Genomic DNA, 25,177 nt, shown 5'->3' with positions numbered 1-25,177 from the left:
GCCGTGGCCGACCGGTCATTCGTCTCCCAGTGCCAGCAGCGACGCATTGCCTCCCAGCGCTGCCGTGTTGTTCGTTACCGTCTTTTCGGTCGCGAAGCGCAGCAGGTAGTGCGGCCCACCGGCCTTGGGGCCTGTGCCGGACAGACCTTGCCCGCCGAAGGGCTGAACGCCTACGACTGCGCCAATGATATTGCGATTGATGTAGACGTTACCAACTCGCATTTTCCGCGCTATTTCAGCGGCAAAGGATTCGTTGCGGCTGTGAACACCAAAGGTCAGCCCGTAGCCACGGCCATTGATGGAGGCAATGACCTTGTCGAGGTCCTTGGACTTCCAGCGCACTACGTGCAATACCGGCCCGAACTGCTCGCGCTCCAGGGCATCGATGCTGTCGATGTTGAAGGCGGCGGGGGCGATAAAGGTCCCATTGCGGGTGTGCTCAGGCTTCAGCGGCGTCTCACTGATCAGGCGTCCCTCGCCCTTGAGCTTGTCGATGTGTGCCTGAAGGTTGCGAGACGCATCCTCGTCGATCACCGGGCCTACGTCAGTACCCAGGTCACGGGGGTCGCCGACGTGCAGCTCTGCCATGGCGCCATCAAGGATTTCCAGCACGCGGTCGGCAACGTCGTCCTGCAGGTAGAGAACGCGCAGTGCCGAGCAGCGCTGACCGGCACTCTGGAAGGCAGAGTGAATCACGTCCGCAACGACCTGCTCTGGCAGGGCGGTAGAGTCCACGATCATGGCATTCATTCCCCCGGTCTCTGCCACCAGGGTAGGCAGTGCAGCGTTTTCACGCTCGGCCAGGGCACGATTAATGATCTGTGCTGTGTCTGTTCCACCGGTGAACACCACCCCGGTGATGCGAGGGTCACTGGTCAGCACGCTACCCACGGTAGGTCCATCACCTGGCAATAGCTGAACGACGTGGCGGGGCATGCCGGCCTGATAGAGCAGCTCGACCACACGATGGGCCACAATCGACGTCTGCTCCGCTGGCTTGGCCAGTACCGTATTGCCCGCAACGGCGGTAGCCACCAGCTGCCCACAGAAGATGGCGACGGGGAAGTTCCAGGGGCTGATGGCGGCGAATACCCCCTTGCCACCCATGTACAGGCGGTTGGACTCGCCGGTTGGGCCGGGCAGATCAGTAGGCTCGGCAAACAGCTCTTCGGCGCGCACGGCGTAGTAACGACAGAAGTCGACGGCCTCGCGGATTTCATCCACGCCATCGGTCAGCAGCTTGCCCCCTTCGCGAGAACATAGCGCCATCAGTTCCGCCAGGTGCTCTTCCATCAGGTCGGCGAAGCGACGCAGGATATCGGCGCGCTGCTTGACGGGAGTGGCTTCCCAGTCGGGGAAGGCTGCCCAGGCAGCATCAATGGCTTTCTCCGCTTGTTCGCGGGTGGTCCACTGCACGCTGCCGACGGTCTTGCTGCGGTCATAGGGGCTGGTGACCTGATGCGTCTGTGCGGCGTCCTCGGCAATGTCGAAGGCCAGCAGGGGCTGGGCCTTGTAGGTGGTGTCCATGTGCGCGGACATGGCCTCCATCAGCGGCTGGTACTGACTGTTGATGGTCAGGTTGACGCCCTTGGAGTTGGGGCGATGGGCACCGTAAATGTCACGCGGCAGAGGGATCTGCGGGTTGGCGATGGTCTTGTACTGACGCAGGGTCTCGATGGGGTGCACGCAAAGGGACTCCACCGGCACCTTCGGGTCGACGAGCTGGTGCACGAAGGATGAGTTGGCACCGTTTTCCAGCAGCCGGCGGACCAGGTAGGGCAGCAGGTCCTTGTGTGCCCCTACCGGCGCATAGATGCGGCAGTAGGTGCCTTCGGGCGCGCGCTGAAGTGCGGCATCGTATAGCGCTTCACCCATGCCATGCAGGCGCTGGAATTCAAACGGTCTGCGCGTGTGGTTGGCCTGCTCCAGGATGGTGGAGATGGTGTGGGCATTGTGGGTCGCGAACTGGGGAAAGATGCGCCCCTTGGTGGCGTCCGACAGCAGGAAGCGGGCGCAGGCGAGATAGGCCACGTCAGTGGAGGCCTTGCGCGTATAGACCGGGTAGCCGTCGACCCCCAGCTGTTGGGATTCCTTGATTTCAGTATCCCAGTAAGCGCCCTTGACCAGACGCAGGGGGATTTCGTCGCCCTGGAAATCGGCCAGACGGTTGAGGTAGTGAAGGACCGGCAAGGCGCGCTTGGAGTATGCCTGTACGACCAGTCCGAAATGGCCCCAGCCCTTGCAGACGTCGCTTTCGTAGACGGCGCGGAAGACCTCCAGGGAGAGCTCCAGGCGGTCGACTTCCTCGGCATCGATGGTAACGGCGACGTCGTTCTCGCGGGCAAGTGCCGCGAGTTCCTTGACGGTGCCGACGAGCTCGTTCAGCACTTGCTCGCGACGGCCGAATTCGTAGCGGGGGTGCAGCGCCGAAAGCTTGATGGACACAGACGGTGCTGGGGTCTTGTCACCCAGCTGGCGGCTGGTCTTGCCGACCTGACGGATGGCGGTGGCGTAGTCTTCGTAGTAGCGGCCGGCATCACGGCGGGTACGCGCGGCCTCACCCAGCATGTCATAGGAATAGGTGTAGCCCTTGTCGAACAGCGGCTTGGAGCGCTTGAGCGCTTCGTCGATGTCGCGGCCGAGGACAAACTGCTTGCCCATGACCTTCATCGCCTCAACCATGGCCCGGCGAATCACCGGCTCACCCATGCGATTGACCATCTTGTTGATAAAGCCGCTGGGCTTGCCATCCTTGGGCTTGTCCAGGCTGACCACGCGCCCGGTCATCAGAAGCCCCCAGGTAGAGGCGTTGACCATCCACGACTCGCTCTTGCCGAGGTGCGCTTTCCAGTCCGCGGGACCCAGACGATCTTCGATCAGCGCGTCCGCCGTTTCCTTGTCGGGGATGCGCAGCATGGCTTCAGCCAGACACATCAGCATGAGGCCTTCATGGGTGTCCAGGCTGTACTGCTGCAGCAGCTCGTCGATGGTATCTACCGCAGTGTCCATCTCGCGGACCTCGCGGACGAGTGACGCTGTCTTCTGTGCGACGCGCTCGATGTGCTCGTCCTTGCCATCGATCAGCGCGATCAGTTCACCCACAAAAGCGTCTTCCGCGACCACGTAATGGTCGCTGATACGGGTAAAGAGGGTGTCCAGATCCTGCTGCCAGGTGGCGTTGTCGAGCATGTTGTTGGCGTTGAGCATGTCAGTCCCCAAAGAGTGAACCGCCAGGGGGCGGGAAGAGCGAATCGCGATCCGAGTCGCGAAACTTGGGCATGGTGGCAAGCCTAGGTGGCAGACATCTTTCATGCTTGCCATATCCACCGAAGGATTTGCTAAATCCCCGGTCCTTGTGTCTTAACCCTAGCCTTGTTGTGCAGTTTTGGCAGGCTGAGCCGTGTTGGCAGAGAGATGAGCGTGATTCAACGCGGCAGCGCCGCTCAGGTGGCGTCGTGCTTGACTGGGCGGGTGGCCAAAGTGCTTGCGGTAGGCACGTGACAGGGCGCTTTGATGGGCAAAGCCCGTGAGGGCTGCAATCTCGGAAAGAGGCAGGCGGCTTCGCAGTAGCAGCCGCTGCGAGGCCTGAAGGCGTCGGCGCATGACATATTGCCAGGGAGATAACCCTGTCTGGGCGCGGAAACGCTCGGTGAAGTGGGTTTCGCTGAGACAGGCGAAGGCCGCCAGATCAGCGACCTTGAAGCGCCTCGCCAGGTGATCATCGATGTAGCGGTCGAGGGCGCGCAGGTCGATGCGTCGGTGCTGGGCATTGGTTCCGCAGTCAGCCGCTAAGCGCGCATGAAGAGAGCCGAGAAAGGTCGTGGCGAGTCGCTCCTGGTGGAGCGCTGGCACCGGGCCTTCTTCGGCCAGATGGTCAAGCTCTGCCACCAGGAAATCCAGGTAGCGTCTCAGCGGTGCGTCCAGCGTAAAGAAGCGCGGTGCGTCGAATAGGCGCGATAGCTCGTGATGATGGCCGGTCAAGGCGAGGGCGTCATGGGGGAGGTCGACGATCAGTTGGCGGTTGTTGCCAGTGCCAGCGTAGTAGTGCAGGTGGTTGGCAGGAACGATGCAGCCACAGAAGGGCTCTATGGTGCCGCCAAGGCCCTCGATATCGAAGTCAGCACGACCGGCCAGGGCGATAACGATCTGGTGGTAGTCGTGAGAATGGTGTTGCGTCGCGGTGTCCAGGGGAATTCGCCTGATGGCGCTGCTCATCCCATGCCTCCCGCCTAGGCTCATGAAGGGGCTATCATAACTCATCGGTGCACAATTCTCATCGCACACCCGTCTTTCGCTACGATCCTGGCTTACGGCTGCTGGCGGCGTTCCTGCAGACGTGTGTGAGCGGCCAGGTGGTCCCGCAATGCCCGCAGGTCCTCATGCCCAGCAGGGTCCAGCAGCGACTTGCCTCGACTGACGCGCCCAAACCGACCGTGCTCTTCTACCAGGTGGCGGGCCCGCCGTCGGATGCCTTCCAGATACTCGTCGTGGCGAATCGGATAGAGGATGACCGCGTTCCACTCATCTTCGCTGACTGTGCTGGCCAGGGCACGGTCGAACAGGTCCAGCAAGTGGCGGGGTTCCGTCCGATATCGCGGTGTACCCGATAACATCAGCACCGCAAGCACCGCCAGAAAGATAACTAAGCAGACGGCAAAAACGAGGAGAAACAAGGACAAGGTCATGGTGGAGCTGCGCAAGAGTGGTGGAAGCGAGCGTGGCTGGGACAGCCTCTCATATCTTGGCGTGAATGTCCCGTGACGCGCCTACGCGCTGGGGGACTGTGGTACACCCATCGTGGATTGCATATTGTTACATGACGAATGAATGATCCTACGCAGGGCACATGCGTTGGCTCAGAGCGGCGGCATCACGGGAGACGGCCTGCCCGATGGATGACTCAAGGTTGCCTCTGTCGCATCCGTGGTGGGGATACCGAGACAACGAGGGGTGCTGATGGTCTTAGGGGTAACGCTGGTACTGGCAGTGCTGCTCGGTTGGCTGGCCCAGCGAACCGGGCTATGTATGGTCCGAGCGGTACAAGGCCTGCGCATGTGGCGCCCTGGACTGCTACTGACCATTCTGGGCTGTGGCGCCTGGTTCTGGATGATCAGTCCATGGTTGGTGCATTTTCCCCTGGGTGACGTGTTGATGCGGCATGCCGCCGGTTGGCCCTTCGTCCTGGGAGGAGGCTTGTTCGGCCTGGCAGCAGCGGTCAATCATGGCTGCTCCATCTCGACCCTGTCGGCGCTGGCCAGAGGCCAGTGGCATATGCTGGCCACTATTGCCGGCTGGGTCCTGGGATGGTGGCTGTTGTATTGGCTATCCCCCGACATCTCCTATACCACTCTGAACATGACCTTCGCGCCTGCCTGGTGGGCGGTGATGGGGGTCGTCGCGCTATCACTGCTTGCGATCTGGCGCCTTTCTCCTGGTCATCGCCGTATCTATGCTGGCGTGGTGGTGTTTGGCGCTATTGGTGGCGTACTCGGCGCGCTCGAACCCCACTGGTCACCAAGTCAACTGATTCGCGATGTCGCCCAGAGGCCATTGATGGAACATATGTCCATCGACTGGCCAAGTGTCTCGCGAGTGTTGATCAGCGTGTTGATCGTGGCGGGAATGATGGCTGCAGCGCCGCGTCGTGGACTCAAAGAGACTGAGCCCTTCATGGTGGCGCGCTGGATGAAACACCTTGTCGCCGGGGTGGGGATGGGGGTCGGCGCTGCGCTGGCGTTGGGAGGAAATGACCTGCAGCTACTGATCGCACTCCCGGCCGGTTCACCCGGCGCGGTCGTCGCCCTCTTGTTCATGATTTTGGGGATATGGCTCGGATTGGTGCTGGAAGAGCGTTTCACCCAGCGCTCCCGTTAGCATGGAATACCGCCATAGGAAGCGCTGCATCAATGCCAGCGCCGCCGATTCACTGCGTTACGGACTGCTCGAACGTCTTACCTATACCCCGTAGGCTCCGAGTTATCCGCTGCGGGTGCCTCATGCTGCCCGGCGGATGTATTCAGCGTGTCCCTACCTATGTGAGTCGTACGTCCTGACGCCGCGCCGGTGATCGGTAAGTTGACGCTCAGGACTAGTGCATGCCATCGGTGGTAAGCGATTCAGATGAAGATGGCAAGCCCTGTGAGACGGTGGGCAGCATGAAGTGGTGCGACGCTTGTATTGCACTTAATACATCTACTAAGTGACGTTGAAAGGCGAGCTGGTAGATTGCGGAGAAGCCTAGTTTCACGGGCTAGCCACTACTCACAACACCTTATGTACATAGCACCTTTCACGAGAAGTCAGCTGATGGATGTTGAGGAAAAGCGTGACGGTAATGGTTGTCGGTCACGGTTGCTCGCAAGCGAAGTAGGAAGGGTAGTCCAAACTGTCGATCTGGGTTAGTTCGTCTACTGCCCGATGTGTATTTGAGCTCCCGTAAGGGTCATGGTCATCCTGGCGACTGTCTCCCTGTGAACGTAAAAAATTTCTGTTGCAATAAGGAGTTGTTGTCACATCGTTGCAATGGCTATCCGATCTGCCGGTTGTTACTTACCGTAGTTGAAGATAACAAACTCCTATGACACTGAAAAATGAGGTTATCGTGCTGGCTCTTCCGACTCACGCTTGATGAAGGCATAGCGACCGAATTCTAATGTCTATGAATTTCAAGGGGTTGAAGTCGGAAGTATTGCTCGTGAGCTAACATATTCATGGCTATTCAGTGGTCTGCGAAAATTGCTGTGAGAGGTAAGAGGTTGATACCCTGTTTGGGGGGGTAAGCTTTACGGTGTGTATTTCGCATAATACATTTCAGAGTGTCGCGTTATCAATGCGACATCATCATCGTGAAGAAGTCGGTATGCCACTGTCAGTTGGGAAGAGTGTCATTGGGTATTGGAGGGCATATCTCTGAAGCACGACCTTGCCAGTTTAACGTTAACCATGGCCAATGAAGCTAACGGGCAATGGAAAGGTGTGGTGCTGGTTGAGCTGGCCTGGCGATAACTCGCTTGGCACCGGCGAGAAAGCGACATTCCCGCTCGAGAGAATGTCGGGAGCGTACGAAAATGGCTACACATCATATTGATAAACTGTTGTCTGAAGGATCTCCGATTATTGTTCGTGATACCTTCAGGGCGCCAGCGTCGGCGCGGGCAGTTCACGCCGGGACTGTCGAGGTAGGAGATATCGGTAGCGTATCTGTCACTACACCTGCCGGCGGCGTGCCAAGGACCTTGGCCGAGAGATTTCACGAGTACATCAATGTGAAGGACTACGGGGCCGTGGCTGACGGTGTGACCGATGATGGTCCCGCCATTGCAACGGCCATTGAGGCCGCGGGCATCGGGCAAACGGTGTACTTTCCCTGTGGCGTTTACCTTATCAGTGCGCCGCTGCTGATCAACAAGGTGGTCTCTCTTAAAGGAGATGGGTCACGTTCAACCGAACTCGTCTTCTTGCAGGGTGGGATTACCCTAGGCACAACGACAGATACGGGAAGGGATACTGCTGTTATCTCGGAGCTAGGGTTTCTTGCCAAGTCGAGAGGCATTCATACTGGCTTAACGCTAGTGTCACATGATCAATCTGGTCCGAAACCCCCAGCCTTCTTCCTCCAAAACCTGAAGTTTCATGGGTTTGATACGTCTTCAGTGGGTGTGAATAATTACGAATGGAAGACGGCAATACGGATGGAGAATGCCGATAAGTCTATTCTTAGTTCTGTCTTTATCTATGGTAAAGAGCGCTCCAGTATTGACAACTACGATACCAATACTATTGGCGTAGATGTCCGAAGTAGTACAGGGGTAGTATTCTCTAAAGTCGATGTCTATCGGATGAAGACTGGGTTTTCAATATCCGGACAAAGTGAAGGAGATAATTGGGTCGATGGAGTGGTGGTTGCAGCTAATGTGGGGATTCACTTCCATGACCTGATAACACCATCAAATAATTTTAGTATACGTGGGGGGCATTATTCCTGTGAGCAGTATGGCATTTGGATGGAGGCCTCTCAAGCAGTTCTACACCATATGAGCAAATACAATAATATCTCTAACTGCTTCTTTCTTCAGCGGAGGTGTGATGGTAGCCGGGCCAACAGCAGTAATGGCAAGGCAATGAAGGAGTATTGTGCACTGTTAATGACGACAAGTTACAGTACTCTATCTGATGTGGTGATGTTGAGTAGTCTTGGCGATGACTTCCGGCCTGATCTCGATCAAAATTGCGGCATTCAGCTGCAGGGCGGGGAGTGTAATATCCTGTCGAATATCGTGTGTATTCGATCGGGTATATCGGTGGACACGATGACGTCTAGAGATAACGTCATTACCAACGTGGTAACGGAAGGCGTTGTGGACTCAGCTGCAATGGGTAGTGCCTTGGCACAGGGGCCCGGGGATGTCTCGCTGACACGGTCAGAGGTAAACGGATGGTCGTTGTCTTCCCGTAATATTCTATTCTCAGTCGAAGCAGGGCCAGTGCTCAAGCTAATAAATGGTGCTGGAAAGGATCAAGCAGTTAATCAGCTGGAGGTGTTTTCGACCGACGCTGATAAGCGCTGGGTGGGTATCAGAGCAAGCAGCGTTGACGATGCGTATCCAGACCAGGATATCGCGCTTTTGTCATCGGGAGCGGGGCATGTCAGGTTCGGGCGCTTTTCGCCAACTTCCTCGGCGGCTGTCACAGGGTTTATCGAGATCAAGGATATGTCGGGAAGGGTCAGGAAACTGGCGGTCGTAGAGGATGTTCATTGACTAGACGGAGGGGCAGTCGCCACCTGACAGGTGATGGCTGCCCGCTGCACGTCTGAGGCATCTAGGTTGAACGAACCTCAGGAATATCAAAATGGATGGAACTCATGATGCGGTGATGCTGCTTTATACCAGCGGCGCGGTAGCGCTTGGTTCCATCGTCAGATGGTTGGATAACTTTCGCAAAAGAGACATTACCAAGTTGAATGTGACTCTTGTTGCAACGGAAGTCTGCGGTGGGATCCTGTTAGTGGTCGTAAGTATAGGGTTAAGTGATTACTTCTATCTCAAGAATTGGACGGAAATCGCTGTGGCAGTAATGTTAGGAAGGGTCGGTCCTTCCTTTATCGGTCGGTGGGCGATTCATCTGATCGAGCGTATAGTCGTTAAGTAGTTTGCATGGTAAGCCATGGTGGCCGTCGACGATCAATCTAGGACTAACGTACTGATGCCGTGTGATCGAGGACTTATTTGTTACATGTTTGAAGCCGACAGCACACAGCACAGTGATTGATGAAGTTACAATGTTTGAGTGGTACGGTAATGCTAAAAAAGTGATCTTGAATGAGTTTGTTGTATGTAGATGATACGGTGATAGCAGGTGGTGTCATGGTGACGACATTAGAGCGAAACAGAAGAAATACCAACGGAAATAGTGACTACAACGCTGGGCAGCACGATAGGCCTTCAGGTTTTTCGCTTGGCAAGCGGAGTGTCGACAACCTTGTCGGCGTTCATCCTGACCTGCAAGCGTTGGTGTACCGCTGCATTACGCTAAGCCAGATCGATTTCTTTGTGAATGAAGGGGTTCGATCGTTGGAGAGACAGCGGGCGTTATTGGCATTGGGGGTGACGAAGACGCTCAATAGCCGGCATCTTACCGGGCATGCTGTAGATCTTGTGGCACTCAAGGATGGCCGCGCCTCTTGGGAGTGGCCCGACTATCGAGTGATTGCTGATGCAATGAAAGCCTCTTCCTCGCGGCTGGGCGTACCCGTTGAGTGGGGAGGGGACTGGAAGAGTCTCAAGGATGGGCCGCATTTTCAGCTTCCATGGGAGCACTATCCCTTATAGGCGTTACAGGATAACGCGCCAGGGGCTACATGTGTCATGTCGCCCCTTTTTTCTGATCAATCTTGTCGATCAGCTCCAGAAACTGAGTCAGCTGTGAGGCGGTCAGTTCTTTCTGAAAGGATAACAAGTAATAGCCATTCTCTGTGTTTCGTATATCAATCCATTCGGCGTGCGGCGCTTTTTCATCAGCCTGTGTAATGCCGGTGAGTTCGCCCGGTGTTACCGCAAGAACCTTTGCCAGACGTGTTGCATACTCACTACTGGGTATGGACTTTCCTCTTGCATAGAGGCTGATGCAATTTCTTGGCATGTTTGCCTTGCGAGCCAGTTCTGCCTGACTCCAGCCATGGCGATGCATCGCATCAAGCACGAGAGCCTGTACGCGTTCACGAAGATGTGATCTGGCGTCTTTTATATTTTGATCACTCATATCTTTCCCCTTCCGATAGGTCGTCATTCAACGTCGCCGAAAAAAGGTGTTGTCAAACATTGGTGTTATTGAATATTAAGAGACTGATTTTCGGAGAACAAGCATATAACGGAAGGGGGCGGCCAGCACATTCCTTGAATATGCTAGTCGAGTGGCAGGCAGCGGTACGGTGGGAATGATGGGGCCTTCACTATTATTTGGCTCAAGGAACTGCCATTCGTAGCGAGGTGATGCAGGGAAAGATTATGCATGCCAGGAAGGTTGGCGATATCACAGCTGCCTGGGCGACGCTACATTGATGACTCAATAACGCCTGAAAGGCGTTGGGTAGACACTGTGGAGTCGTGTAAACGAAGCGCTGCTTCTTGCCAATAGCGAGGTGTTGGTTAAACAAGGTAAGAGGTGGTGCTAGAGGACCGGGGGAACTAGCGCGCTGGAGCGGGTGAAGGGAATCGAACCCTCGTCTTAAGCTTGGGAAGCTTCTGCTCTACCATTGAGCTACACCCGCGAGGTGGTTTCGATAGTAATCTCAGTTGCTTAAGCCTGCAAGAAAAAGACGGGGCATGCCGGCTTCGGCCTATCATCATCGCGACCGCCTGGTCGCTATGTGGCTGACGCGAGAGTCGCCTTTGTCGTCGATCTTGCCGCCGATGTTGCCGACATGCTGTCCTGTTCCAGCATGCAGGATGTGGTCCCTGAGGGTCCCTTTTACTGAGGGGACGCCTGACGGGATCGCTGACCGAATGTCCGGCAAAGGGCTCAAGGCCGCTTCGCCAGGTTCTATGATGGTTAGAGCGCGCTAACCGCAGTGGAAATGCGACGAGCACCCTCCATGATCTCTTCAATGACCTGCTGGGCGTCGCTGACGCTCGCTTGACTCGATTCACTTACGCTGACGATCTCGGTCATCTTCTTGCTGGCGAGGCGTATCCGCTCGTTGTTTTCGTGGAGTACGTCGGCGATTCTCGATGCCGCCTGGGTAGACCCCTGGGACAGTGAGCGAACTTCCTGGGCGACCACGGCAAACCCCTTGCCGTGGTCGCCTGCTCTGGCGGCTTCCACGGCGGCGTTAAGGGCCAGCAGGTTGGTTTGATGTGCGATGGAGGAAATAGATGCCGTAATGGCATTGATCGCCCGCGTCTGTTCCTCTAAAGCGGTCACGATGGCCTGGGTTGCCTTGATATCCGAGCTGGCCTGCCGGGCAGCGGCTACCGCTTGCTGGAGCTGCTCAAGCCCTCCTGCGGCAATCGACTCGGTCTGCTCCGCCGTGACGCGAGCCGCTTGTGCAGCAGCTCTCGCAGCATCCTCGGTTGCCACCGCTCGGGTAATATCGGTGGCGAATTTGATGATGCGACATACCCTGCCTGCTGCATCGGTCACAGGGTTGTAGGTGGCCTCCAGCCAGATGGGCTGCCCCGTGGCAGTGAACCGCTGGAACCTTCCCTGTTTGTAGTGGTTGCTGCTTAGCTCCTGCCAGAAGTGTGGGTATTCAAGGTAAAAGGCGTCGTCACAGAACATGCGGTGATGCTGGCCCTGAATCTCCTCGAGCGTGTAACCCATTGCCGACAGGAAGTTGGTGTTGGCGTTGGTGATATAGCCATCGGGAGTGAATTCGATCATTGCCATGGAGCCATCCAGGGCGTCGAGAATGGCACTTTGGCCGGCCGCTGAAAGCCGTTGCCGAGTGACGTTGCTGGCGATCTTGAGAATGCGCTTCACCTTACCCCGGCGGTTCTTGATGGGCAGGTAGCTTGCCTCTAGCCAGAGCGTATTACCGTCGGCATCGATGCGCTCGAAGGTACCGCTGGCAGGCTTGCCGTTGGCCAGTGCTTGCCAGAACGCCTGATAGGAAGGCGATGACACCACACTGTCAGGACATAACATGCGGTGATGCTGCCCTTTGACCTGCTCGAGCCGATAGCCAACCGTGCTGAGAAAGTGGGCGCTGGCGTCGAGGATGGTGCCGTTCGGGAGAAAGGTGATGCAGGCGGTGTGGCTGTTGAGCGCATATCGCAGCGCGCTTGTTCTTCTTGCCATAACCATGGGAAAGCCTCGGAAGCGAAAAGGGGATGCTTCCGAGGTATCGGCGGCAGGGCGCAGGCCTGAAGGGCTTTTCTTTTGATATGTCAGTTATTTATGGCATATCAGGGAAAAATCACGCGTAAACGTTGCAAACGTCATCGGTGGCGATGTTGTGACTCACGCTTTGGCTGTGCTGCTAAAGTATTAGATAAATGAAGTGATTCATGCTTAAGCATTAGTCATGGTTAGGAAGAAGAGGCAGGGTTGTCGTCCAGGCAGTGCACTGCTTGGCCGACCGCGTTATAGCCCCGACAACAGTAACGTTGCGCCATAGGTCGCGACGCCCATGGCGACTGGCCAGCCAAGGGATCGAGTCCGACGCCAGGTGATCAAGGTCGCCAGGACTCCCAGCAGGGTAGCGGTCCAACCAGCCAGGGTGTTCTGGCTCGGTGCAAGCGACACACCCAGCACGGCAGCGATCATCAGAGGCCCCAGTACAGACAGCCACTGTGGCAACGTATCGACGCCCGCTTCAGCGCTTGAACGCGACAGACGTTTGCGCATCCAGATGAGCGGCAGCATGCGCATCAGCAGGGTACCGACGGTGGTGGCGGCGACGGCCAGCCAGAGTTCCATGCTCATGCGCAGCGTCTCCGGGTGGGGGCATGCTTGACGGTGTAGAAGCACAGCGCGCCAGTCAAGGCGGCCAAGGGGATACCCGCATTGGCAATCCCGCCAAGGGCGAGGGCAAGTCCGGCAAGCACGGTAACAACGGTGGCGCAGGCCCAGCGAAAGTTGCTCATGCGGGGCGCTACCAGAACCAGAAACAGAGCCGGCAAGGCGAACGGCATTACCTCGCCGAGCAATGGCCAGCGCTGGACGACCCACTCTCCTCCTATCGCGCCAGCGGCAGTTCCGGCAATCCAGGCGAACCAGGCGAGCAGCGCCGCACCGCTGTACCAGCCCAGTCGCTGCTCGCTGGCCAGCTGAGGCAAGCGTGTCAATGCCAATGCAAAGACTTGATCGGTCAGGCCATGCATCAGCGCAGGCCACCATCGACTGGAAGACATGTGAGCCGCCAGATTGGGTGCGTAGACCACATGACGCAGGTTGATCAGCAGCGTCATCCCGACCACCAGCCACAGCGGAGCTCCTGCTGCTGCCATGCCGACAAAGACAAACTGGGACGCTCCGGCGTAGATCAGCGTCGAGATGGCGACAGCTTCCCATGTAGTGAACCCGGCCTGTACGGCCACCAGCCCAAAGGAGATAGCGATGGGAATGTAACCACCCAGCAGCGGAATGGCTTCGCGTACCCCGACCAGCCAGGCGCTCGCGGTCAATGGGGGAGAGGTGGTCGTCATGTCTGTACAGTCCTTGTTGGGTAGACGATGGTGACGATTGCCGAAGAGGCTTGATCCTCGGTGGCGTACAGGTGAGGGCCGTCTGCAGCAAAGCTGTGGCTGTCGCCGGGTGCTAGTGTCCTTGTCAGTGCCTCTGCGCCGGTGCAGAGGCTGCCCGAGATCACGGTGATGGTCTCTCTAACGCCTTTGGGGTGACCGAGACTCCAGCGTTCCACCTGAGCGTCCAGGTGCATCCAGTAGATATCGACGCTGGGGCGGTCGTGTCCCTGGTCGATCAATTGGATCTGCACGCCCTGGTCGTCCAGTACAGCAGTGACGGGCTTGATCAGCGTGCCGAAAGGCACCTCCAACTGTGCCGCCAGTCGCCAGAGGGTATCCAGCGTGGGATTGCCGTTTCCCTGCTCCAGACGACACAGATTCGATTTAGCAATCCCTGCGTCGTTAGCGAGACGTGACAAGGACCAGCCTCGGGTTTCCCGCAACTGCTGAAGGTGGCGACCCAGGGCCTCAGCGTCGATAGAGGCTTCCGGCATGGGGTCCAGGCGGAGGTGGTCGTCAATCATGGGCGCGTTCCATTAGGCGATCGCTCGATGGATGGTTCACTGTGACGTTACCGTGTTCGCTCAACGAAGCGTTCGTCACCTGGGCGCTCGAAGAGTAGAGCGTTCGATAAATAGAACGTTCGATAAATGGAACATAGCTGTCTTTGTGCCGTGTCGTCAACGTGAACGCTGAGCTGTTTTCCGCCGCCGCTCTGAGTGCTGGCAACAAAACGGCGCAGGGGGCGTCTTTGCTCACCTACGTTGATACCCACCTGCATTAGTGCCCACCTGCGCTGGTGTCGGCGCCTCGCGATACGAACGATGGGTAACCGCCCGTCGCAGCGGTGGAGATCACCCCCCAGGAGCGTCGGCGGGTAAGCCCTTTATAGCGGCGTTGATGTCGCCATCTACCATGGTCTGAGTACGCAGTGGGAGGGGAGGGTGATGTCCGTTCGTGCGTTTCTGTGCTGGTTTTTCCAGAAAGCAGGAAAAAAAATTCTGGTGAAAGGAGAACTTTTCTGGTGACGACTGTCATATGTGGTACAGACAGCATGCGCGATGGCAGTCGTTAGCAGTGTTGATCTGGTTTGCTAAATCGATCGTTGCGCCCCATGGCTTCCATGGGGCGTTTTTTTATGGGCCAGCTGAGCCATGGGCGTGCGCCGACGGTAGGTCGACAGAGGCCAAGGTTGGCTGGCCAAGGGCTTATGACCAAGAGCTTATGACCAAGAGCTTATGACCAAGGGCCTGGCGCGAATGGCGGGAGACGAGGGGCAAGCAGCCTTCTGCGCATAGCCGGACGACAGGATAATAGACCGGGATGAGTCCTGCCATAAGACGTTGCTCAAGGCATCGTGGGCTGGTTTGGCGCCAAGGGCGGGGTGAGAAAGGAAAGGCGAGAGAGGAAGGGCGAGAAACGAAGGGCCGAGCAAGCGGCACGCCATCTTTCAGGGGGCTGCGCTGGGAGACCGAAAATCCTCTTCCCCCACAGGGGCGACCCAGCAGGGGAAGAGGACAGTCAGCAAGTGCGTCAGGCGCTGCGTTGATGACGACGCATCGACAGCACCGCGTTAAGCACGTCGCGACGTGTCACGATGCCGACGAGCCGGCCCTGTTCGGTCACCGGGTAGACCTTGGGCTTAGCACCGAGCATTTCCTGGGCCAGGTCGACGATGCTCTTGGTGGGTGACACTGAAAGGACTTCGTTGCGCATCAGTTCACTGACCAGTGGGGCTTCATGGTCCAGATACAGGCTTTCTATCACCTTGCCGAGTACGTCCTGCTCCGAAATGAAGCCGACAAGGTGATCGCCGCTATCCACGACCGGTGCACCTGGCAATCGATGCAGCGCCAGTCCTTCCGCGAGGGTAGAGATGGACGTCTGGCCGCTGACGCGGTAGCAGTCCTTCGACATGATGTCGCGGACGATAGATGGAGGTGCCTTGTGTGGCATAGCCGCTCTCCTGTGTGCTTGACCGTCAAGCCCCGGGGCCGCATTCCAGACAGCGCTCGGTGATGGCTGGACCTCTGCGCAGGCTGACATTCAGATCCCTCAGCGCAGTTCTCAGGCCTTCCTCCACCACCGGATGGTAGAAAGGCATTTCCAGCAGACGGTCAACGGTCAGTCGTTGGTCGATGGACCAGGCCAGCAGGTGGCCCAGGTGTTCCGCCCGAGGGCCGAACATTTCCGCGCCGAGGAGAATTCCTGTGCCGTGTTCAGCGTAGAGCCGCAGCTTGCCCCGGTTCTGACGCATCACCGTGGAGCGTCCCTGATCCTCAAAGGAGACCTCTCCGATGGCCACGTTGCTCAGGTGTTCATCCCGACGCTTCAGTTCAGCGTAGCCCATCCCCGCGCTTGCCATCTGTGGATCGGTAAAGACAACTGCCAACGGAGTGCGTCGCCGTCCGGCTCGGATCTCCGGGTAGCGACCAGCATTGTCTCCAGCGATACGTCCTTCATCGGAGGCCTCGTGCAGCAAGGGCAGGTCCTGATTGGCATCGCCGGCGATAAAGATCGGAGCCGCTTGGCCGTCATCAAAGCGACACTGCATGGTAAGCCGGTCAAACAGCGGTACACCGCGCTCGTTAAGCTCGAGCCCCGTCTTGTGAAGGTCCAGGCGATCCACATTCGGTCTGCGTCCCGTGGCGGCCAGCAGGTAGTCGAAACGTTCGCTCTTTTCGGTGTCGCTGTCGCGGCAGTGGAAGGTCACCACCACCTGGTCTCCCTCACGCGCTACGCGTTTGACCGTGGCATCCGGATCCAGCGGAAAGTCGTCATTGAAGGTTCTGTCGGCTACCTGCTTGAGCTCAGGGTCACCCAGCGGACCAATCGCCCCACCTACGCCGAACATGCGCACTCTGACGCCCAGATGACTGAGCGCTTGGCCCAGCTCAAGCCCGATGACGCCGGGACCAAAGACCACCACCGACTCCGGTAGATCCTGCCACTCGAACAGGTCGTCATTGATGATCAGTCGATCACCTGCACCATTGAGGAAATCGGGCCAGGAAGGGCGAGAGCCGGTGGCAATGACAATACGCTTGGCCTTGATGCGCGTGTGCTCGCCCACCACTAGCGTGGTGGCATCTTCAAAGCGGGCCGCTCCCAGGATGCGATCTTCGTCCTTGATGCGGGACATTGACGACATCACGCTGCCTACGAAGCGGTCGCGCTCTCGTCTCAAGCGTTCCATCACTGCCCGGCCATCGACGCTGACACCGCTGACCTTGATACCGAAGCCCTCGGCGTCGTTGGCCTGGTGAGCTACATCGGCTGCCGATATCAGCAGTTTCGACGGCATGCATCCCACCCGCGCACATGTCGTGCCGAATGCCCCCGACTCGATCAGCACCAGCTTGTCGGTGTGCTGGCGGGCTGCGTGCCAGGCGCCGAGTCCGGCGCTTCCTGCACCGATAATTGCGATATCGACCTGTCTTTCCTGCATGATATGTCTCCTTGAGCGATGGCAGCCTGGGGTAAGGGAACCCATAGGCACAGCCTCTATCAAAAAGGTAGGACAGGAGGTACTCATTGCCCCATAGATCAGGCGTCACTGTTACATCAAAGCCTGCATTGGCACACTTGCACGATCAGACCCGTGACGGCCCTCGATGAGGTTGGGGGCGCTGGCGTGACAAAGGGCGGCGACACAGGCGCCTTGCCGCGTCGATCATTGGGCTCCCGTGCCGATGACCATGACAGAATGAGGAGGAAACGGATCCGTGGATGCGCGTGAATATCTAGCCCGTAAAGGGCTTGATGGCGAACGAGATCGAGAGCGCCCCAACACCCTGGAAGAAAAGGCCTGGGATCGTGCTCGTGAGTCCAACGACCACCGTCCCAAGGCGGGCACGCCCCATGACTGGGAGGACTGGGAGCGCTATCACGAGGTGCTGGCTGAGGGCGCGGATCGGCTGGAACAGAAGATCGACGTTGATGCCCATCGTCAGGCGTCACCGACCGAAGCCGACAAGCCATCGTCACAGGCGTCGGGGGTGGAGCAATACCTTCCCCCGATAAAGCAAGACGGGGGGACCGAGGAAAAGACGTCGAGTGAGCCAGCCTCAGATGACGCGGCCTCGAACACACCCACCGCAGAGGCCAACCAGCAGGGGGTAAGTGATGCGGACAGCAAGGCCTCGGGTAAGGCGACCAATAGTGAGTCCCAAGTGGCATCGGCCTTGATGGCGTCTCCGGCAGCCAGGCTCGCGCTGATGCTGCTAGTGCTGTTGGTCCCTCCACTGGCCGTCGCTGTCACTGAGGGTGGAGCGCGCCGCGTCTCCATTGCCTTTCTGCTGACCTTGCTGGGTTGGTTGCCCGGCGTGCTGTATGGCGCCTGGTGGCTGAAGCGCATCAATCACTGATGCCAGCTCACCGCCACACCCGCTGAGGCTAAGGCGAGAGGCGGTGACGTTCTAAACCGACAGCGTGGGCGCTGCGGCGCTGCGCTGGAGGCGTTGTGCACCTCATCGCGTTCGTCGGCTCTGTTCAGCGCTTGCTGGGTATCGCGTATACTCCCGTAAACTTTTTAGGCGGAAGGAGTTTACGGTGGGCTATCTGGTCGTGGTCACTGTCCTTTGGGCATTTTCGTTTTCGCTGATCGGTGTCTATCTCGCCGGCCAGGTAGACAGCTATTTTGCCGTGATGCTGCGCGTCAGCCTGGCGGCACTGGTCTTTCTGCCCCTGCTCAAGCCACGCCTGCTGGCAGGTCAGCAGCGCCTGATCCTGATGGCGCTGGGTGCCGTCCAATTGGGCGTGATGTACATCTTCTTCTATCAATCGTTCTTGCTGCTGTCGGTACCTGAAGTCCTGCTGTTCACCATCTTCACTCCGCTTTACATCGCTGTTCTGGACGACCTGGCGTTTTCCCGATTCACCCCTTTTCACCTGGTCACGGCGGGCTTGGCGGTGTTGGGGGCGGCGGTCATTCGCTACCACGGCGTCAACGAGGACTTCTGGTTGGGCTTTCTTGTCGTCCAGGGGGCGAACCTCTGTTTTGCGCTGGGCCAGGTCGGTTACCGGCGGCTGTCCGCGGCGCTTCCGGAGGAACTGCCGCGTCACAGCGTGTTCGCCTGGTTCTACCTTGGCGCTGCCTGTGTGGCGCTACCGGCCTTTGCTCTGTTGGGCGACAGCAGCAGCCTGCCCACGACCTTGACCCAATGGGGCGTACTGCTGTGGCTGGGGCTGGTTGCCTCAGGGCTCGGTTTTTTCCTGTGGAACCTGGGCGCCGTCAGGGTGGACGCCGGAGCCTTGGCCATCATGAACAACATGCTGATCCCCGCGGGCCTGGTCGTGAATCTGGTGATCTGGAATCGCGACGCTGACCTGCCGCGCTTGCTGCTGGGTGGCGCGATCATCGCCGCCTCGCTGTGGCTGAATGGTTGGTGGCAGCGGCGTCGAGGCCAAGCGTTGGTGTAAGCGTCAGGCCTCGTTTGCCCCGCCGCGTCCCCCTCGCCATAATGAGCGGTCGTCAAGGGAAGGATGCGTGGATGCAATCGTTCAAGAACATCGGGCTGATCGGGCGCCTGGGCAGCGCCAAGGTGGTCGAGACCCTGAAACGCCTGATTCGGTTTCTGGATGATGGCGGGTACCACGTCATCATTGAAGATCGCACGGCGTCAGCGCTGTTGGAAAGAGGCCATGCCGAGGCCAGCAGGCGCATGCTTGGCGAGCTGTGCGACCTGGTAATTGTCGTCGGCGGTGATGGCAGCCTGCTGGGAGCCGCGCGCACCCTGTGCCGCAGCGGAACCCTGGTGCTAGGGGTCAATCGAGGCAGGCTGGGCTTTCTGACCGATATCTCGCCAGACGAGCTGGAAGCCCGGGTAGGGGAGGTGCTGGCGGGCCATTACGAGGTCGAGCAGCGCTTTTTGCTGGACGCCGAGCTGTATCGTGGTGATGCGTTGGTCGGCAGCGGCGATGCGCTGAACGAGATCGTGCTGCACCCGGGCAAGGCGGTGCGCATGATCGAGTTCGAGTTGTTCATTGATGGTCAGTTCGTTTACAGCCAGCGTAGCGACGGCCTGATTGTCGCGACACCCACTGGATCTACTGCCTATGCGATGTCCGGTGGCGGCCCGATCATGCATCCCAAGCTCGACGTGGTGACCCTGGTCCCCATGTTTCCCCACACCCTGTCGAGTCGCCCCATCGTCATCGATGCCGATTGCGAGATCCGCTGTCATATCGGTGAGACCAACCAGACCTACCCGCACATCAGCTGCGATGGGCAGACCCGTGCCGTCGCCAAGCCTGACGATGTCCTGGTGATTCGCCGCAAGCCTCAGAACGTTCAACTCGTACACCCCCTCGGGCACAATTTTTACGACGTCCTGCGCAGTAAACTGGGCTGGAGCAACAGGTTGGGAGACTGAGGTGAGTCGACTGGACGGTTACGATCTGATCGGCGATGTGCACGGCTGCGGGGCGACCCTGGCAACCCTGCTCGAGCGTCTTGGCTATCACCTGCGCAATGGCGTCTATCGCCACCCCCACCGCAAGGTCATCTTCCTTGGCGATCTTATCGATCGCGGACCGCGTATTCGCCTGGCGGTCACTATTGCGCGACGCATGGTAGAGGAGGGCGAAGCCTACATTGTGCTTGGCAACCACGAAATCAGCGCCCTGACCTACACCCAGAAGGCGCCGCCAGGCCATGGACGTGAATGGCTGCGTCCGCATACGCCCCGTCATAACCGCATCATTCGGGAGACGCTTGAGCAATATCGCGATCATCCCCAGGAGTGGGACGATGCTCTTGCCTGGTTCCGAGAGATTCCGCTGTATCTGGAGATGGATGGCATTCGTGTCGTGCATGCCTGCTGGGATACGGCTCTGGTCCAGGCCTTTCAGCAGCTACGGCCTGACGGGCGTGTGGATCAGGAATTCCTGCTTCGCGCCTCCCAGCATGGCACCCTCGAGTCGCGTATCCTGGAGCGCCTGACGCGTGGCGGTTCCATTCCATTGCCTGAGGGCATTGCGATCCATTCGGGAGACGGCTTTACTCGACGCAGTTTTCGCACCCATTTCTGGGCCAACAGCCCCGTCACCTGGGGGGATGTGGTGTTTCAGCCGGACAACCTGCCCGGCGATCTCGAGAGTCGTCCACTCAGCGATGCCGAGCGTGCCTCCCTCAGCTACTATGGGCCCGATGAGCCACCGCTGTTCATTGGCCACTACTGGTGCGAGGGGATACCGGCGCTGCCAGCCCCCAACGTGGCCTGCCTGGACTACAGTGCGGTGAAGTACGGACGCCTGGTCGCCTATCGCTACAGCTTCGAGTCGCGACTCGATGCCAACCATTTTGTGTGGGTGCCGGTGCCTCGAGATGTCAGCCAGCGACCGCTGCCGCGGGAGATCACTTTCGATTGATACAAAGCGTTACATTAAATTTTGCCGACGAGTTGAACCCTTTGGGCAAGTGGGCGTCTGAATAGGTGTTCCCTTGAATGATCCCTTGCTCTTGTCCGGCGGCCCCCTCCGCCGGACTTTTGTATGCGCAGCATTTGTATGGGGAAACCCGTACACAGGCATGACGTGCAGCGCGTTTATCGCCACTCCATGGAGACGCCATGTATCGGGTCTTGCTGATACCACATGAGATCGACACCCGCGAACTGCGTCAGGCGCTGTGGGCGCAGCGCATCAGCCATCGCATCACGCAAGACGAAGAGGGACAAACCCTGTGGCTGGCCGATCTCAAGCAACGTGATGCCACGGCCGAGCTGGTCAGGCGCTGGCAACAGGGTGAGGCGATGCCTCCGCCGGCAGCCTCGAGGTCGCGTGGCCAGGTAGATTGGGCGTTGCTGTTGCGTCAGCATCCGGTGACGCTCGCGACGCTGGCGCTGTGCGTTGTGGTATTTGCAGCGATCGCCGTGTGGGGAGACATGGTGCTTGCCTGGTTGGCGATCGTGCCGCTGGGCATCAGTCAGGGCGCCCTTGCTGTCGGTACCATTCCTGACGCCCTGGCATCGGGGCAGGTGTGGCGGCCCTTGTCGCCGATCTTCCTGCATTTTGGCTGGATGCACCTGGTCTTCAACATGATGTGGTTGTGGTACTTCGGACGCCAGGTAGAGCGCCTGAATGGGCCAGGAAGAATGCTGATCATCGTCGTGCTGGCGGGGCTGGCGGGCAACCTAGCCCAATATGCCACCGGCACGGTGCTGTTTGGTGGCATGTCCGGCGTCGACTTTGGCCTGCTGGGGTATGTCTGGTTGATGTCTCGGCGGGCTCCCAGCAGCGGCTTCTTCGTGCCCCAGATGCTGGTGGTGTTCATGCTGGGCTGGATGATCTTCACCATGACCGATCTGGCGGGTTTCGTCGGCTTTGGCAATGTGGCCAACGAGGCGCACCTGGGCGGATTGCTCGTGGGGCTGCTACTGGGCTGGTATCATTCACGCACCTCACGCCGACACTAGAGCGATCCCATGAGCGACATGACCTTCGAGCGAATGATTTCCCAAATGACGCCGGCGATCTATCAGAGCCTGAAACAGGCGGTATCGCTGCGCAAGTGGCCAGACGGGCGGATGCTGACCCCCGAGCAGACCGAGCTTTGCATGGAAGCCGTGATGCGCTACGAGCATGAAAATAACGTGCCCGAGGACAGCCGTATTGGCTATCTCGAGCAGCGTACGTGCGGTGCGGCTGCCAGTGGTGCGGGGGTATCTGCGGAGATGGCGGGGCTTGCCCGGGATGCCAGTCGTGACTGAAGTGCTTGCCCACGGTTGTCTGTCCAAGATGGGGGTCGAACCCGATTCCCCCGCGCGCTACACCCTCAAGGCCGGCGAGAACCGTCTGCCGCTCAACGACTACCTGGGCCACACCCTGCGCCTCGAGTGGAGTGGCGCCATCGCCTGCACCCACTGTGGGCGACCCACCAAGAAAAGTTTTGGCCAGGGCCACTGCTATCCCTGCTTCAAGCGCCTCGCCCAGTGTGACAGCTGCATCATGAAGCCTGAGCTGTGTCACTTCTTCGCGGGAACCTGTCGTGACCCACAGTGGGGTGAACGCTTCTGTTTTCAGCCCCATGTGGTGTACCTGTCCAATGCCTCCGGGCTCAAGGTCGGTATTACCCGCGGTACTCAGGTACCTACCCGCTGGCTGGACCAGGGTGCCATTCAGGCACTGCCCATTCTCGAGGTCGATACGCGCCAGCAGTCGGGCTTCGTCGAAGTGCTGTTCAAGGAGGAAGTCTCGGATCGCACCAACTGGCGAGCCATGCTCAAGGGCCAGGTCGAGGAGCTGGACCTGGTGGCCGAGCGTGATCTTTTGCTGGAGCGGCTATCGAGCGGGCTATCGAGCCTGCGTGAGCGTTTCGGTGCTGATGCCATCCGGGTGCTGGATGATAGCGTTCGGCATTTTGCCTACCCTGTACTGGAACATCCCACCAAGGTGACGTCGCATAACCTGGATAAACATCCGGTGGTGGAAGGTACCTTGATGGGAATCAAGGGGCAGTACCTGATGTTCGATAGCGGAGTGATCAACCTGCGCAAGTACACCGGGTACGAGATTTCCCTCGCTGCTTGAGGTTCCTCTGCCGCCTTGCCAGGATCGCCCCCAGTCAATGACGCGGTTGATGGTAAGGGCCAAGGAAAGGTGCCATGTACGTGCTGCATATTGCCAATCGTCAGATGTCATCCTGGTCACTGCGGGCCTGGCTGACCCTGCGCCAGGGGGAGATCCCCTTCGAGCTGGCCTTTCATCCGTTTGATGAGCAGGGCGACAGCTTTGACGCCTTTCGTCGCTTCTCACCCAGCGGCAGGGTCCCTTGCCTGCATGATGGCCATCAGGTCGTGTGGGATTCTTTATCCATTGTCGAGTATCTGGCTGAGCGCCATGCTGGCGTCTGGCCCGCTGACCCTGAGGCCCGGGCCTGGGCCAGAAGTGCCTGCGCCGAGATGCACTCAGGGTTTCTCGCGCTGCGCGAGCAGTGCCCAATGCACTGTGCCTTGCGCGTCAGGCTCCATCAGCTGAGCCCCGAAGTGTTGCGAGATCTCGAACGTCTCAATGAGCTGTTTGAGGATGGCTTGGCGCGCTTTGGCGGCCCTTACCTCGGCGGCGGGGCGTTTTCTGCCGTGGATGCCTTTTTCGCCCCGATAGCCTTCAGGCAGCAGACCTACGACCTTCCCATGGAGGGTCAGGCGCGAGACTATCTTGAGCGCCTGGGCGCGCTACCTGCGATGCAACAATGGCAAAGCGAGGCGCTGGAAGAGCCCCATCGGGAAGATCATTTGGAGGCCAACATAGCCGCAACCGGACGTATTCTTGAGGACCTGCGGGAAGACAGCGGCTGCTGATACCGAGCCTGTTCAGCTACAAAGAGAAGCCGATACGGGTTAGAACAGTGACCCCTGCCGCTGGGGAGGCCTGAAGCTGGAGGTGTCCAGCGTCGTTTCATCGCGCTGTGGCAGGCCAAGGCGACGGCAGGCCTTACGGTAGCGCTGATCGAGCAGGTCGGCGAAGACCCCTTGGCCGCGCATGCGGTGACCAAAACGGCTGTCGTAGTCCTGTCCGTTGCGACACTGGCGAATCAGGCTCATCACCTTTGCTGCACGTTGTGGGTAATGGTGCTCGAGCCACTCTGCAAACAATGGGGCGACTTCATGGGGTAGACGCAGCAGCATCCAACCTGCACTGCTGGCTCCCGCGTCTTTCGCAGCGGTCAGCAAGGTTTCAAGCTCATGGTCGGTCAATCCGGGAATGACCGGTGATATCAGGGCGCCGGTGGGGATGCCGAGAGCCGCCAGCTCGTGCAAGGTTTTCAGCCTTGCCTTGGGCGAGGCAGCCCTGGGCTCCAAGCGCCGTTTGAGATCGTGATCCAGGCTGGTGAGGCTGATCATGACCTTGACCAGCCGCCGTCTCGCCAAGGCCTGTAACACCTCCTTGTCGCGCAGGATCAGCGTGCTCTTGGTGATCAAGGTGACCGGGTGTCGGCATTCCAGCAGCAGCTCGAGTAACGCCCCCGTAGAGCGGTACTCGGCTTCGATGGGTTGATAGGCATCGGTATTGCCGGACAGGTTGATGGGGCGGCAGATGTACTGTGGTTTGCACAGCTCTTCACGAAGCCGCTCCACCAGCCCGGTTCGGGCGATCAGGCGTGTTTCGAAATCGATCCCGGGGGACATGTCCCAATAGGCATGACTTGGCCGCGCATAGCAGTAGATGCAGCCATGCTCACAGCCTCGGTAAGGATTGATGGAACGGTCAAAGGGCAGATCGGGTGAGCGGTTCCACGACAGGGCGCTCTTGGCGGATTCTGTTGCCGTTACCGTAGCGATGCGCTCGGGCATCGCCTCCTGCCACCAGCCGTCATGCTCCGCCTCGCTGCGGGTCGGGGCAAAGCGGTTGGCCGGTGAGAAGGTGGCGCCGCGTCCCTTGATCGGATCCATCGGGTCTGATCCTCGGCCGTTTTCGATGGTCATAGGTTAGTAGATAACTGTTTTTATATCCAGTTGTTTGGCGCTCGCGATGGAAGGGGGCGCAACGAC

23 protein-coding genes and 1 tRNA gene are annotated in these 25,177 nt (G+C 58.8%); 12 read left to right on the top strand and 12 right to left on the bottom strand.

Features of this window, described 5'->3' with window-relative positions; genetic code table 11:
- Window positions 1-15 precede the first annotated feature (15 nt).
- The 3 genes from putA to KUV72_RS13375 form a co-directional block, all read right to left on the bottom strand.
- On the bottom strand, window positions 16-3,207 hold the full coding sequence (gene putA, locus KUV72_RS13385) for a bifunctional proline dehydrogenase/L-glutamate gamma-semialdehyde dehydrogenase PutA (RefSeq protein ID WP_222238739.1): 3,192 nt from the start codon (window positions 3,205-3,207) through the stop codon (window positions 16-18).
- Window positions 3,208-3,366: 159 nt separating this feature from the next.
- Window positions 3,367-4,215 carry an AraC family transcriptional regulator gene (locus KUV72_RS13380; protein WP_206943552.1) on the bottom strand — a complete coding sequence of 283 codons (849 nt, stop codon included), beginning with the start codon at window positions 4,213-4,215 and terminating at the stop codon, window positions 3,367-3,369.
- 92 nt (window positions 4,216-4,307) lie between these two features.
- Window positions 4,308-4,679, bottom strand: coding sequence for a hypothetical protein (locus KUV72_RS13375; RefSeq protein ID WP_222238771.1), 372 nt, complete (start codon window positions 4,677-4,679; stop codon window positions 4,308-4,310).
- Window positions 4,680-4,956: 277 nt separating this feature from the next.
- On the opposite strand from KUV72_RS13375, the gene KUV72_RS13370 reads away from it, so the two are divergent.
- The 4 genes from KUV72_RS13370 (at window position 4,957) to KUV72_RS13355 (ending at window position 9,830) form a co-directional block, all read left to right on the top strand.
- Window positions 4,957-5,874, top strand: coding sequence for a YeeE/YedE thiosulfate transporter family protein (locus KUV72_RS13370; protein ID WP_222238738.1), 918 nt, complete (start codon window positions 4,957-4,959; stop codon window positions 5,872-5,874).
- A gap of 1,193 nt (window positions 5,875-7,067) precedes the next feature.
- Entirely contained in the window at window positions 7,068-8,759 is a 1,692-nt protein-coding gene (locus KUV72_RS13365; RefSeq protein WP_222238737.1) for a glycosyl hydrolase family 28-related protein, read from the top strand.
- Window positions 8,760-8,850: 91 nt separating this feature from the next.
- Complete coding sequence (locus KUV72_RS13360) at window positions 8,851-9,150, top strand: hypothetical protein (RefSeq protein ID WP_222238736.1); 300 nt, start codon at window positions 8,851-8,853, stop codon at window positions 9,148-9,150.
- Between the two features lie 170 nt (window positions 9,151-9,320).
- Entirely contained in the window at window positions 9,321-9,830 is a 510-nt protein-coding gene (locus KUV72_RS13355) for a M15 family metallopeptidase (RefSeq protein ID WP_261317489.1), read from the top strand.
- A gap of 34 nt (window positions 9,831-9,864) precedes the next feature.
- Here the strand turns inward: KUV72_RS13355 and KUV72_RS13350 are convergent, their stop codons facing one another.
- From KUV72_RS13350 to KUV72_RS13315, 8 genes are all read right to left on the bottom strand, one after another.
- A complete protein-coding gene (locus KUV72_RS13350) occupies window positions 9,865-10,260 on the bottom strand; it encodes a helix-turn-helix domain-containing protein (RefSeq protein ID WP_222238735.1) in 396 nt (131 codons plus the stop codon).
- A 434-nt stretch (window positions 10,261-10,694) separates the two neighbouring features.
- Window positions 10,695-10,768 (bottom strand) — tRNA-Gly (locus KUV72_RS13345).
- Between the two features lie 281 nt (window positions 10,769-11,049).
- A complete protein-coding gene (locus tag KUV72_RS13340) occupies window positions 11,050-12,297 on the bottom strand; it encodes a PAS domain-containing methyl-accepting chemotaxis protein (protein ID WP_261317488.1) in 1,248 nt (415 codons plus the stop codon).
- Window positions 12,298-12,582: 285 nt separating this feature from the next.
- Window positions 12,583-12,924: an AzlD domain-containing protein gene (locus KUV72_RS13335; protein WP_222163658.1), complete on the bottom strand. Its 342-nt coding sequence runs from the start codon at window positions 12,922-12,924 to the stop codon at window positions 12,583-12,585.
- Entirely contained in the window at window positions 12,921-13,646 is a 726-nt protein-coding gene (locus tag KUV72_RS13330; protein ID WP_222163657.1) for an AzlC family ABC transporter permease, read from the bottom strand. Before KUV72_RS13330 ends, KUV72_RS13335 begins: the two co-directional genes overlap by 4 nt.
- Entirely contained in the window at window positions 13,643-14,209 is a 567-nt protein-coding gene (locus KUV72_RS13325; protein WP_261317487.1) for a helix-turn-helix domain-containing protein, read from the bottom strand. Before KUV72_RS13325 ends, KUV72_RS13330 begins: the two co-directional genes overlap by 4 nt.
- Window positions 14,210-15,218: 1,009 nt before the next feature.
- Window positions 15,219-15,641, bottom strand: coding sequence for a CBS domain-containing protein (locus KUV72_RS13320; protein WP_206943543.1), 423 nt, complete (start codon window positions 15,639-15,641; stop codon window positions 15,219-15,221).
- 25 nt (window positions 15,642-15,666) lie between these two features.
- A complete protein-coding gene (locus tag KUV72_RS13315) occupies window positions 15,667-17,133 on the bottom strand; it encodes a dihydrolipoyl dehydrogenase (RefSeq protein WP_222238733.1) in 1,467 nt (488 codons plus the stop codon).
- Window positions 17,134-17,410: 277 nt separating this feature from the next.
- On the opposite strand from KUV72_RS13315, the gene KUV72_RS13310 reads away from it, so the two are divergent.
- From KUV72_RS13310 to KUV72_RS13275, 8 genes are all read left to right on the top strand, one after another.
- Entirely contained in the window at window positions 17,411-18,052 is a 642-nt protein-coding gene (locus tag KUV72_RS13310; protein WP_222238732.1) for a YqaE/Pmp3 family membrane protein, read from the top strand.
- Window positions 18,053-18,236: 184 nt separating this feature from the next.
- Entirely contained in the window at window positions 18,237-19,106 is an 870-nt protein-coding gene (locus KUV72_RS13305) for a DMT family transporter (RefSeq protein ID WP_206943538.1), read from the top strand.
- 71 nt (window positions 19,107-19,177) lie between these two features.
- Complete coding sequence (locus KUV72_RS13300; RefSeq protein WP_206943535.1) at window positions 19,178-20,059, top strand: NAD(+) kinase; 882 nt, start codon at window positions 19,178-19,180, stop codon at window positions 20,057-20,059.
- Between the two features lie 10 nt (window positions 20,060-20,069).
- On the top strand, window positions 20,070-21,056 hold the full coding sequence (locus KUV72_RS13295) for a metallophosphoesterase (RefSeq protein WP_222163716.1): 987 nt from the start codon (window positions 20,070-20,072) through the stop codon (window positions 21,054-21,056).
- Between the two features lie 200 nt (window positions 21,057-21,256).
- Window positions 21,257-22,102: a rhomboid family intramembrane serine protease gene (locus KUV72_RS13290; RefSeq protein WP_222238731.1), complete on the top strand. Its 846-nt coding sequence runs from the start codon at window positions 21,257-21,259 to the stop codon at window positions 22,100-22,102.
- Between the two features lie 9 nt (window positions 22,103-22,111).
- On the top strand, window positions 22,112-22,396 hold the full coding sequence (locus tag KUV72_RS13285; protein WP_206943524.1) for a YeaC family protein: 285 nt from the start codon (window positions 22,112-22,114) through the stop codon (window positions 22,394-22,396).
- Window positions 22,397-22,424: 28 nt separating this feature from the next.
- Window positions 22,425-23,216: a DUF2797 domain-containing protein gene (locus KUV72_RS13280; protein WP_222238768.1), complete on the top strand. Its 792-nt coding sequence runs from the start codon at window positions 22,425-22,427 to the stop codon at window positions 23,214-23,216.
- Window positions 23,217-23,290: 74 nt separating this feature from the next.
- The gene (locus KUV72_RS13275) at window positions 23,291-23,986 is read left to right on the top strand and encodes a glutathione S-transferase family protein (RefSeq protein WP_222238730.1); all 696 of its coding nucleotides are present in this window, start codon (window positions 23,291-23,293) and stop codon (window positions 23,984-23,986) included.
- Between the two features lie 39 nt (window positions 23,987-24,025).
- Here the strand turns inward: KUV72_RS13275 and KUV72_RS13270 are convergent, their stop codons facing one another.
- Window positions 24,026-25,078, bottom strand: a complete 1,053-nt coding sequence (locus KUV72_RS13270) for a PA0069 family radical SAM protein (protein ID WP_222238729.1) — start codon at window positions 25,076-25,078, stop codon at window positions 24,026-24,028.
- Window positions 25,079-25,177 lie beyond the last annotated feature (99 nt).

It is taken from the genome of Halomonas sp. DP4Y7-1 (assembly GCF_019800705.1).
GTDB classification, from domain to species: Bacteria; Pseudomonadota; Gammaproteobacteria; order Pseudomonadales; family Halomonadaceae; genus Halomonas; species Halomonas litopenaei_A.
The sequence above is the reverse complement of the archived record's forward strand: the minus strand, read 5'-3'. Positions and strand labels throughout refer to the sequence as shown.